The organism is Nocardia aurea (assembly GCF_003123685.1).
GTDB classification, from domain to species: Bacteria; Actinomycetota; Actinomycetes; order Mycobacteriales; family Mycobacteriaceae; genus Nocardia; species Nocardia aurea.
Window position 1 is genome coordinate 1 of the sequence record NZ_QCYJ01000117.1, and the last position, 11,534, is coordinate 11,534.

The following is an 11,534-nucleotide window of genomic DNA, read 5'->3' on the forward strand; positions in this document are numbered from 1 at the left end:
CCGGAACAACTGAAGACTGAAACCACCAACCCGACCGGCCAGATGGTCCACATTGACATTCCGTCAGATGGTCCAACTTGGCGTTCCGTTGACAATCGTGAGGCTCGCCCCGCGGTCAAAAGTGCGGTAGCGGCGTCTACGTAGTCGATTCGATGACCGCGTCCTCAGGACTCTTCGACCGTACGCGGCGGAACAGACGTGATCGACACACGAGTCGACCTGCTCGATCTCGTTGGTGGCGAATCCGCCACCCGGGAGGAGACGGCGTTGACGCCTCTCGCCGCCCAGACCAGCCGCACTCTCGTCGGTGGCAGAAGAGTCCATCCGGACTACTTCCATAGGCCGACGGACGCCGCAGCCACACAGCAAAGCGAATATTGCCAACTATTAGCAGGACCAGCTGAAGAGCTCACGACCACCGACATCCACCCATTTAGGCCGCAGCCAAAAGTCCCCCAATTTGGGGGGAATTTCCCATTGAAATGCACCCGCTGCGGGGCAGTTACGAACCGAAGGCACCCAGGCCGGGTGCCTTTTCGGCTTTCTTGACCAAACGCGAAAAGTATTGAATGCTCGCAATATCGCTAAACTGCGAGCGAGAGTCTCCAAATGTGTTGCCAGATAGCCGCTACTCGACAAGCACTTCCGTAACCGCCCCAGCCAAGAGAGCTCGAGACAGGTGGACCCCGAGCCCCGCCGACCAGCCGCACAGGCTGCAACGCAGTCGATTTCCCCGGGAGGACAACCCGATGCCGCCGCACTCAGAAGACCCCGTTCCGACATCCCGTACCTCTGGGATGCGGATGGCGAAGCGCCTCCATCGGTGCACGCCGTCGACCGGGAGAATCCACCAGGAGCCGCCCGACCACAGCGGGGCCATCGGCTTCAACGGCAGGTCGAAGCCGAGCCGAACTCCCGACGTCCCCGGCCTGCCGCTCGATCAGCTGACGCCGCCTGATTCCTTCGTCATTGGCGAACTTCACTGCGCCACAACTACTGTCGATGTCAATGGCCGACTCGGGAGCCGCTCGACGCTTCGAGCCCTCGAATGGATACCGGGCCAACCTGTATCGTTGAGAACCGATCGCGGCCTGCTCATCGCCCAAGCAGCAGAACGCGCCCGATGGGCAGTCGGCGCGACCGGCTACTTGCATCTGCCTGCCACGATGCGTCGCGAATGCGATATCGGCACCGGTGATCACGTATTCCTCGCGGCCGTAGTCGATCACGCACTGCTGGTCGTGTATTCCTTGCCCGTCCTGGAAGAAGCGCTAGCCGCTCACAGGGCCGACCTTTGGGGCAGACGGTCGTGAAGCCCTACGGCTCTGCGCCACCCTGCATCTGGACTACCGCCCCGAAACAGCTGTCGGCGGCCACGTCGGCTTCACGTCTCACCTGGTCCGCCCGGGCTCCAGCGTCTACACCGGCCATTTGCGCACACCGAATCCACAGAGCAGTCGCGGCTACGCTAGCCGCCGGAACGTCATCGAAACAGACTGCGGTGTAGAGGATCCGAATGGACCCTTCTCTCGAGTTCGGTGCGCGCGCCCTCCGTCGAAGGCCGCGGGATCGCCTCGATTTCGATGACAGCACCAGCAACAGGAACACTCGTCGAGCCAGCAACAGCGTGAGAGATCAGAACTGCGAGGTCAGGATGAATGAACAGGAGTGCTACACCACCGAAGAGGTCGCCAGACTGCTTCGGGTGGACGAATCGAGTCTGCGGCGTTGGCGTACCGCTCGCCCACCCCAGGGACCGCCGTTCATACACCTATCGGCGCGTGTGACGCGCTATCTGCGAGCCGACGTCGAGGAGTACATGCGCCGCCACCGTATCGATCCAATGGCAGCGTGATGGATACCAGCATGGTTCACGTGGTCCCGCTCGGGGTCCAGATTCGCGCCGATATCGAAGAGCGCGACAGAGCCAAACCGTTCCGCGCTCGCGTCCGCTGGACCGATCCCGCCACCAAACAACGGCCATCGAAGTCACAGGCCTTCGACACTCGTGAGGAGGCTGAGGAATGGGTGAACCGGATTCGGCAAGCCGCCGCCCGTGGCGTCGATCCGCTCGCCGCCACGGCCACCCTCGTCGACTACGGGACAGCGAACTGGGCCACCGCCATGCGAGGTCTGGAAGACAAGACCATCGGTCATGCCTACCTCCCGGCGTGGCAGCGGCGAATCGTTCCGGCGATCGGACACCTGCCCGTCACCATGATCACCGCCGGAGTCGCCGATCGCACGGTCATGAAATGGATCGCCGACGGGGTCAGCAAGTCCGCGGTCAAGAACGGATTGGCCGCACTGGCAAGAGTCCTCGACCAAGCGGTCCGCGACGAGGTGATCGAACGCAATCGTGTGGAAGTCGTAGGCTGGCAACGCCAGTACGAACGCTACGAAGACGAACTCGACGACCCGCGATCACTGGCACTGCCGGACTGGGCCACTTTGACCACGCTCGCTGACTCGCTGGTGTCCGCCTCGACCGACGGCTACCGAGGTTGGGGCGATGTCGTCATCTTCGCGGCCTGCACCGCGGTCCGCATCGGGGAAGTCGCCGGATGCAGGGTCGGCGACATCGACACCAGCGAATGGGTGTGGCGACTACGACGACAGACCTCGCCCGGTCCCGGAGGCTTGAAAGACAAAGGCACGAAAGGAAAGAGATCCCGCAGAATCCCCATCATCGAGGACATCCGCCCCCTGGTACTCAAACGGATCGACGCCTCCAACGGCAAGACCGACGCCCGACTGTTCGTCGGACCACGCGGCGGCCGCATCCAAACCGGAGTGCTTCACAAGGCCACACACTGGCCGGAAGTGGTGACCAAGCTCGGCTACGAGCATCTCCGTCGCCATGATCTTCGCCACACCGGCCTGACGTGGTTCGCCGACGCCGGAGTCCCCCTGCATCGGCTCCAACAGATCGCCGGACACACCGACCCTCGGATCACCCAACGCTACCTACACCCCGACATCGAATCGCTCCAGAACGACGGCAACCTGCTCACCATCCACCTACGAGCCCCGCAAAGGTCCCCGAATGGTCCCCAACTACGAGTGGTCGGACAATGACAAAACCCCTCCCGATGCTGGTCGGAAAGGGTTTTGCAACTGTCGGGCTGACAGGATTTGAACCTGCGACCACCTGACACAGGTTCCAGTTTGCCGGACATGCCTCGATGACACCCAAAAGCACTGGAAATAACACTCTTTCGCGTATCACATCCTGCCGAACACTTCCCGAAAAGACCGGTTGCTTCCCTCCGAAAGTGTGAGATTTTGGTGAGACGGCCCGGGCCGCTTCCGGCCGCGCAGGCAGGTAGCAGCATGCGCACTGCATCGCGTGAAGTCACGTCGGCGCAGATCCGGCGACATCGAGTCCATCAGGCCCCGCGACGATACGTCTTCGGCGCGTCGCTTCGCCGCCGCGCCGATACATTTCCACATGAGCGAATCTTCAGCTACCCGAGTTGGGTGAACTCGTTCGAGTCCCGCAACTCCAGGGCCGTCCCCGATCAACAGAACTATTGTTCGAAGGTTGGAACGAGCGCCCGAACGACCCCGGGCCATTTGGATACTCCTGTGAAGACGACGTCGTGGATCCGTAGCCACTCGAACGACTGGATCGTGGCATTCACTCGAGGAGACGTCATCGACCTCTCTTCGGAGGCCTTACAGAAGGCCCCGGCGGCCAGAGGTAGGCGATCCTCGTCGCTGTAGCGCCGCCAGCCGATGCTGAGCAGGGAGGCGCGACTGCACGGCCGCGGCAGATCGAACCCCGACACAACCGATCGGACACCGGATTCGAAGTACCCCAATTTCCGGAACTACAAGAATCTCCCTCGGACGGGGGTTGGGCCTGATACCCCGGAATCCGGCAAACCACATGTCGGACGATATGTTTCTGCCTGCGCCGAGAGGGGAAGAGCATGGATCTTCGCAGATCCGTCGGTACACCGTCGTCAGGTCCGATATGGAACCAGCGCGAGCACCGCGCGGCCTCTCGCGATGGGCAACAACCATCGGCACGCGCGCAGACCCATGCTCGGACGGTTGCTGCAGGCGGTCGCGATGCGACGCCTCAAGGGTGGTGGCCCACCACTGGGTAATCCGCAGGTGGTGATCGCGGGCAATGCGTGTTCCTCGGCCGCGAATCGAGCCCTGCTGCGGCGCAAACGTATCCGAGTGGTCATTCCCGAACGATCCGACCAACTCGCCAACCGCAAACGGCGAAGCAGTCGCGCTGAACGAGCACCGGACTTCGACCGCGAGACCTACAAGCGCCGCAACGTCATCGAACGCGCTTTCAACAAAGCCAAGCACTGACGTGCGGTCCCCACCCGGTTCGATAAGTTGGCCACCACCCACCACGCTGGCACCGTCCTGGCCTTCATCATCGAATCGCTCAAAGACATAGGGAGACACACCGAGTTAGACTCGGAAGTATGTCGGGGTCATTGTCGACACCCAACCATCGGCTATCAACGCATCCAACGCGGACTGCAGAAGTTCATGTTCACCAGTGCCTTTCTCCATCCACCGCGACCAATGAACCGCCAAGGTCAGCAGCGGCACCGTGTCGTAATCGATCCCGAACGTCACCGGCGGGTACGCGGGAAAGTCCTCCGGCGGCACACACAACCACGTGGCACCATCATCGGCGGTGTAGGTATCGAGTACCAAATCATCACCCCACAACGTCACTGGGAACTTGCCGCCACTCGCGGACTCGTTCACATCCACGACCCGCGTCTCGAACCCGCCAAGCCAAACCTGATCGAACATCACAAAATAGCCCTCCGGACACGTTGCGCCCGCTAGGGCCTGCCGATACACGTCACATAGGACCTTATCGGTCAGCACATCGACGCGTACGCTCGCCGCGGGCGGCCCGAGGATCCCGAATTCGGTCGTCTCGGGAACAGCGTGTTCCAATATTTCCCAATACCGTTTTGACGGATGCGCCTCATCGGTCTGTACCCAGGTGTCGTTGTAGGCACACGACAGTCGGAGGTCGGCCCGCGTCGGACGCACTACACCGCCCAGATAGCCCAACGCTCGAACCGTCTCGGCAAAGAACACTTCCGAACTCGAAATATCGTCGGCGAACTCACGCATGAACACGAGGTTCTCCCCATGCGGCCGATATTCGGTGTAGTCACTCACGACACTCTTTCCCTTTTCCATCCGTTATCTCCCCGAACTATCCGGCCGAGAAGACTACCATTTTCGTCCACGAAGTTGACCGCATCCAAACTCGGCAGATATTGATATTTTTTTTCGTTGAGGTTGAATTCCTTGGCAAGATCGTCCAGCAGATTCTTCGTTGGTCCTCGTTGTATTCCGCCTGCGTAGATGTCGTAGTCCATGCCGTTCCAATGAAACCGCTTTTCGCTGTGCTTTCCAGGCACAATGCGCCCTTGCGCAGGCGGCTTCGGCACGACCACGGTTGTCTCTGCCGTCGGCACCCGGCCCGGTGTCGGAGTCTTAACCTTCTCGGCCCCGTGAAGGGCGGGGCCTCGCATCCCGGACTCTGCAACAGGAAGATCCTTCATCCGTTCGACTTCGACGCGCCGCTCCACGGTCGCGACGCCGTTTGCGGTGCGCTCGACCAGGATATCGAAAGACTTGCCGCCGCCCTGGACACCCGGGTTGAAGCGAACTCCGATCTCGGAATCGGCTGATAGTTCGTCTGATAGGCGTTTGAGCTCGATGAGCTCGGCAGCTTTGTCCAACACCTGGTTCGGGTCGTTGGTGCGTGTTCTGGTCTCACGCAGCCAGTCGTTGAGGCCGCCGACATTGCCACCTTTGGCCTCGCGGGCGAGCAACTGATTGAGCAGATGTGCGAGCTCCGGTCTGCCCGCGGCCTTCAGCACGGTGGCGATTTCGGCTACTCCGGATGCGCTGGGGTTGCTCGGTTTCCCGGCACCCCCTCCGGATCCTTGGACCATCGCAAAGGCATTCGGCGATGAAGCTTGATTCGAGGTCCAATCGAACGGGTTACCTGTGCCAGCACCCGGAAACGCGTAACGCGGCTGTGCGTCCCCACGGAAGACCCTCGCAGTCGTCATGAGTCCCTCACCGAAGACCTCGAGCGTTTGCGATATCTTCTCCTTGCTCCAGTCTCGGGCTCGACCGAGAACCGACCGGATAGATTCCGGCGTATTGCTCGTCAGGTTCCGAAATCGGCCGAGGGCCGGATTCCGACGACCGTCCGGTCCGCGTAGATCAGAGGGAGGAATCTGCGGTCCACGGGTGGATCGGCTGGCAGCAGCGCCACCTTCACCGAGCAGTTGTCTGCTGAATCGCGGGACTTTGGCCGGGACGAACCAGGTTGCGAGGCCGAACGCGGCGGTTCCCAGTGTCGCGCCCGGGGTGTCGTGGAATTGGTGCCAGTCGGCGCCGATCAGGACCTTGGATTCTTCGTTGAGCGCGTTGAGGAAGCTCGGCTCGATGTGGTCCCAGGTGGTCGACAGATCCTGGGTGCCTGCCCGGTAGCGGGTCAGTTCGACGATCGAGACCATGTGAAAGTGGCGGGTGGCATGGTAGAAGGATCGGAATGCGTCCTCCATGCCGGTGAGGACTTCTTGCCTGGTAGCCAGGTGAAAATCGCCGCCGGTGACGGTACCGACGGCGTTCACGACATCGTTGAGCCCGGCAAGCCCGCTCAAGCCCTCGGCGAAACCCGCGGCGCCGCGACCGACGGCCCGACCCGACGCACGGAATTGCTGGCCCACGATCTCTTGCCAGGTGCGGCCACTGATCCTGTCGTACCGCTTGGTCTCACGCCCTGCGGCGTCGAGCTCGACGACTTCGTTGTCGTTGTAGGACAGGCGGATCCCGCCACCGGGTAGCATGCTCAACGTTCCGGTGCGGAGTTCTTTCTCGTCCCGGAAGGTATAGACGAACTTGCCTTGCGCGTTGCGTGAACCCGAGACGAGCAGTCCCCCATCGCGAGTGAGCGACGAGATCACCACATCGTCGGGACCCAACAGAAGCGACTCGATGATCCGACCCGAGGAATCGATGGTGTCGTGTCTGGTGTTGTCGCCCTCGCGGTAGACGAAGCCGCGCTGCCCGGTGACCGGGTCGTATCTGCGTGAGGCCGGCTTACCGCTGTCGTCGACGTATTCTTCCCACCGACGGTCCCACTCATCGATACGCCACCCGTGCCCGGTGTGATCACGCCAGCCGACCTGCACGTTGTCGTAGCCACCACGATCGTTCGGCACCGTCTTGAACGAGGTGATGTTGTTTGCCGGGTCGACGAAATGGTTGTCGTACAGGCCTTGGCCGTTGCGGACACCGACGTCGGTGCCGACATAGTTTGCGGCGGCGTCGAAGGACGGGGTGTAGACCTTACTGAGGTTCGCTTCAGCGGTGAACTCTCGGCTCGGCGCACCCGAAGTCGAGTTCCCGGGTGTGAAACTTTGCAGATACCAGTCCTGCCCAGGATGTGAACGGCCCGCATACGACGACTGACCATCGGCGTCGTCGTGCCAGTGCTGAAGACCGCCGGTTTCGTTCGTGGCGATCCGCCATCGGTCGACTGTTTTATCGGGATTGGTGATCTCGAGATCGACCGTATTGCTGCCGTTGCCGTCCGGGATGCTGTACTGCACCGGTCGGCCGTCGAGCATCGTCCCCGACCACACGTCGCCGGGACCGTGCCCGGTGGTATCGGGCATATCCAACAGCGAAGAACCCTCACCACCCCCCACGCCACCTGGCGGCGCGGTCATCCCCGTCTGCGGATTGGATGTCGACGGAGCCGGCTGCGGGGCCGGTGTGGTTCCGACTCCGGGTGATGGCTGGGGGATGCCTTCCTCGTCGAGCATCGGACGGTTCGGCACAATGACCGGACCACCGCCACCCCCGCCCAGTCCGGGCCGATCCGGGCCGATCGGATTACCCACCGGTTCGAGAAGCGAAGCGATCTCGTCTCGGGCAGCGACATCGCGGGCGGTGACAACCAGATCACGCCGGCGATAAACACGATCCAGCGCACGCCCAGCCGAATCCGGGGTCATAGAGTGGAAGTCGTGGATCCGAACTCCACCGACGTCACCGCCAGCCGCTGCGGTCGGGGCACCGGTAGGAGTGATCGAGCGATACCACTTGGCCTGCCTGCCCACCCACGAATAGTCAGGAGAACGCTGCACTGAGCCACTGACAGGCATCGGGCACCTCACGTTTCATCTATAAAGTTGTCCAAGAACAAGTTTCAGAACAAGAGCACGCTGAAAGTACGAAACGGGGCATGCCCGGGAGAAGGACACACCCCAACCGTGAAACACACCGAGTCGCCAGAAACCAACGACCAGGTGCGTCTACAGCACCGCAGCAACCCCCGCGATCTCGGTAGTTGCAGGCAGGCAGTGCCCGCGTGCCAAGTCGCCGCAGCCACAACGACAGTGACAACGTGGTTGTGGCCGAGCTGCAATCACGACCGGGATCCGGTCAATATTGTTAGGGCACAATCAAATCCGCCAAACAGACGTATTGCATACATATGGCATGCGATACGACACTCCCCGAAAAACAATATCCAAATGGGGATGACGACATCGAAATATCTACGCGGGAAAGTGACCAGATGGAGATAATGTCAGCCTACGATCAATTTGAGTTTCTCATCATAGATACCATCATCGGTTGCGATAATTCCACTCAACTTCGCCGCTAAGAACGCCTCTAAAAGATCGAGAAACTCCCAAAGATCCTCGTCTAGCGTTTCCGGAAATATTTCAATGCCGATCACCGAAGAGACATCGTCAAGATGGTCAGCGACATCTACGGGAACTGATTCGATCTCGGATCGAATGTCATCAATCAGATCTGAAAGGAGTTTGCCAGCGCTCAATCGACTAAGCGCAACGGGGCGATCTACACCGGGGAAATTTAGGACCAGTTCAAGCCAGTTCGGGTCGTCTATCTCGGGATCAAACTCGGATGGCCGAAATACAATCGGCGCATCTTCATACCAAAATTCTTCCACGCCGCTTATTATCTCGCGCCGAGTCACATCGACACCACTTCTGCAAAGTATGTTTATGAACATAGACAACAGCCACAGCCTTCCGATTGGTCATTCAATCTTATCGCCGAGTCGATACGTGACACGCCTCGACGGATCGACCTTGTCGACAAAGGTGATCGTATCATTAGGGCGTAGTACGTCAATTTCTTCCTGCAACTTGATTCGTTCTCGGGCTTCAGGTTTACCATTCTGAAGCATCTTGCCAACTTCGAAATAATCAGCCCCCCCTTTCCCGTTGACACGTATCCCATCAGGAAACCTGTTGCCTAATTTAACGTTTTCAACTTCCAGCACACCCTCTTTCTCCGCAAGATATTTCTTAGTAGCAACCTGCTGTGCACCTCCACGTCGACCCGGCCTGTCTCCTCGTTCGACAGGCTCGAAACGCTCTTTCCTCCATTGATCGAAAGAGAGCACATCGTCCTGCAATCCGCCCTTCCGGTGCTTGTCGTAGCGGTAGCGTTGGTAACGCCATGTGTCTGCACCTTCCGTGCCGATTGCCGGCTTTGGACCGCTGGGTCTTCCCGGGGGCCAGGATAGGTCGACGCCTAGTCGAGCCTTTTCGTTTCCACCGCCATCGATGCGGGAAGCGGGGGCCTCGACTCGCGGCACTCCTGCGCCTGCTGAACGTGGGCTGATCGACAGTGATGGTGAAGCAGAAGGTGTGGTGACAGGCGGTGGCACGCGCCCGGCGGACTGTTGGGTAGTTAGGCTTTGCTCGATACGCGCCTCCACCGCAACCTGCGCGGTAGTCCGTTCGGTGGCTGCTGGAGTTTGAGGTCTCGCTTCGTGAGCGGGTCCCTTCGCGACAGGTAGATCCGCATTCGCGTCAGAACCTTTGGTAGCCGGAACCGGGCGCTCTGGTGGAGTGGCCGATGCCACCCGCGATCTCGCAGCCGTAGTTGCTTCGGAGGTCGGCGCGGTGGCGGTCGCGCGGGCGAGGTTTGCCTCCGCTGCTTGTGCGGCGGCTGCCGGGGCCGCACGGAATTGTCCTCCAAGCCCCTGGATTTCGCCTTCCACAGCACGTGGGCCACGGCCTTGGGTGTTACCAGATTTCTGCCGAGAGGGCAGAGTGCCTTCGCCCGGCATGCTCGGCCCGCCCCCAGGTGGACGGATCGGCGGCCCGCTCTGGAGCATTTGCGGCCCGTCGTAGGGAGCGCCCCAGTGGTATCCGTTCCCGTCCTTGATAATCAGTTTTCCATCAAGGGTCTTGTAGAACGCCTCGCCGGGAACATTGCTGGGTGGGTAGATCTGGGTCAGAGGTTCCGGAGGGAACGGGCCCATTTGAGTCAGCTGCGGACTGCCGTCGCGATCGAAGTACACCTTCGGCTGGGGATCGGTGCCGATGAAGCGTTGCCACGCCGTGCTGTGATCGTCGGGTACATACACTGTGCCGTTCCTGTTGTACTTGACGTCCTGGCCATCGACCTCGAAGTGAACCAAGCCGTCATCGGTATGGATGCCTCCGTCGCTCCCCTTGGCATAGTGCGCAATCGGATTGCCCTGCAGGTCGGTGATGATGACCTCGGTCCATGGTCGGTCAGCCCCGTCACTGCCCCCTCGCGGAACTGAGGTGGTGATTGTCTTTCCGACCATGTCGGTAAGCACGAGGTGCGGTCGTCCGAATTCGTCGGTCCAGGTTTTCAGGCTGTACCCACGGAGTAGATCGGTGACTATCTCGAACGGCCAACCGTGTGAATCGATGCCTTTCTCGTAGCTCGTACCATCCTGCGTGCCGGTAACCAGGACGCTTCCATTAGGACCTCGGTCGATTCGGATTCCGTCGTATTCGATCTGGTAGCCGGACCCGTCGGCGCTGTGCCGACCCGTCACGGCTTGATCGACGTGACCATGTTCGCCAAATCGCGAGGTGGTGGTGTAGGTGCCGCCCTGCCCGTCCGGGTAGATCGTGTTGACACTGCCGTCGGGATTGAGGGTCGAGTCGGCGGTCAAAACGCTGCCGTCGGGATTCACCGATGTTGTTTGCACTTGCTGTCCGTTGGCGGTGATGTCGGATGCGATTGGAGCGCGTCCGACAGGGCTTAGGCCAGCTGGAACGGTGTAGATCTTGGCCTCTCCATTTGCCGCACCGTTCGTGCCGTCGGGGTAGCGCACCGAATAGGAGCCGTCGGCGTTGGCCGACCAGGTCGTGACACCGCCGTTACCGTCGGAGACCGAGCGAACTTGGGTGATGGTGCCGTCTGCGTTACGGACCGTGGTATCGATTGTCTGACCACCGGTGCCGGGCACGATGACGCTGGTCGCGGTGCCACCGTTGCTGGTCGGTGTTTCCCACGGCACCCCCTCCTGCCGCATCGCGAGCACCTCCTCCGGCCGCAACTGCGGCGACTGCGCTTGCGACGGCGGTGGTGTTGGTATGGGCGGATCCGACTGTGGGGCGGTACCGACCCCAGGGGATGGTTGGGGTATGCCTTCCTCGTCGACCATAGGGCGGTTCGGCACTATGACCGGACCGCCACCGCCACCT

At 60.9% G+C, this 11,534-nt stretch carries 8 protein-coding genes; 4 read left to right on the top strand and 4 right to left on the bottom strand.

The annotated features are described in order from the left end of the window. The first annotated feature begins 1,073 nt into the window (after positions 1–1,073). The 4 genes from DAT37_RS28405 (at position 1,074) to DAT37_RS44355 (ending at position 4,332) form a co-directional block, all read left to right on the top strand. Entirely contained in the window at positions 1,074–1,313 is a 240-nt protein-coding gene (locus DAT37_RS28405; protein ID WP_109527969.1) for a hypothetical protein, read from the top strand. Between the two features lie 341 nt (positions 1,314–1,654). Further along, on the top strand, positions 1,655–1,855 hold the full coding sequence (locus tag DAT37_RS28410) for a helix-turn-helix transcriptional regulator (protein WP_109528011.1): 201 nt from the start codon (positions 1,655–1,657) through the stop codon (positions 1,853–1,855). Between the two features lie 11 nt (positions 1,856–1,866). Then, positions 1,867–3,078: a tyrosine-type recombinase/integrase gene (locus tag DAT37_RS28415; protein ID WP_109528012.1), complete on the top strand. Its 1,212-nt coding sequence runs from the start codon at positions 1,867–1,869 to the stop codon at positions 3,076–3,078. 936 nt (positions 3,079–4,014) lie between these two features. Further along, positions 4,015–4,332 carry a transposase gene (locus tag DAT37_RS44355; RefSeq protein ID WP_157978746.1) on the top strand — a complete coding sequence of 106 codons (318 nt, stop codon included), beginning with the start codon at positions 4,015–4,017 and terminating at the stop codon, positions 4,330–4,332. Positions 4,333–4,437: 105 nt separating this feature from the next. Here the strand turns inward: DAT37_RS44355 and DAT37_RS28425 are convergent, their stop codons facing one another. From DAT37_RS28425 to DAT37_RS44360, 4 genes are all read right to left on the bottom strand, one after another. Next, the gene (locus DAT37_RS28425; RefSeq protein ID WP_109527971.1) at positions 4,438–5,172 is read right to left on the bottom strand and encodes a hypothetical protein; all 735 of its coding nucleotides are present in this window, start codon (positions 5,170–5,172) and stop codon (positions 4,438–4,440) included. Beyond that, positions 5,169–8,141: a hypothetical protein gene (locus DAT37_RS28430; protein WP_157978747.1), complete on the bottom strand. Its 2,973-nt coding sequence runs from the start codon at positions 8,139–8,141 to the stop codon at positions 5,169–5,171. Before DAT37_RS28430 ends, DAT37_RS28425 begins: the two co-directional genes overlap by 4 nt. A 473-nt stretch (positions 8,142–8,614) precedes the next feature. Continuing rightward, entirely contained in the window at positions 8,615–9,004 is a 390-nt protein-coding gene (locus DAT37_RS28435; RefSeq protein WP_109527973.1) for a hypothetical protein, read from the bottom strand. 90 nt (positions 9,005–9,094) lie between these two features. Beyond that, a complete protein-coding gene (locus DAT37_RS44360; protein ID WP_198654478.1) occupies positions 9,095–11,494 on the bottom strand; it encodes a hypothetical protein in 2,400 nt (799 codons plus the stop codon). Positions 11,495–11,534: the final 40 nt, after the last annotated feature.

Excerpts from the sequence above, each read along its gene's own strand:
- DAT37_RS28410 (WP_109528011.1), top strand. The coding sequence starts at position 1,655 with ATGAATGAACAGGAGTGCTACACCACCGAAGAGGTCGCCAGACTGCTT.
- DAT37_RS28415 (WP_109528012.1), top strand. The coding sequence starts at position 1,867 with ATGGTTCACGTGGTCCCGCTCGGGGTCCAGATTCGCGCCGATATCGAA.
- DAT37_RS44355 (WP_157978746.1), top strand. The coding sequence starts at position 4,015 with ATGGGCAACAACCATCGGCACGCGCGCAGACCCATGCTCGGACGGTTG.
- DAT37_RS44360 (WP_198654478.1), bottom strand. The coding sequence starts at position 11,494 with ATGGTCGACGAGGAAGGCATACCCCAACCATCCCCTGGGGTCGGTACC.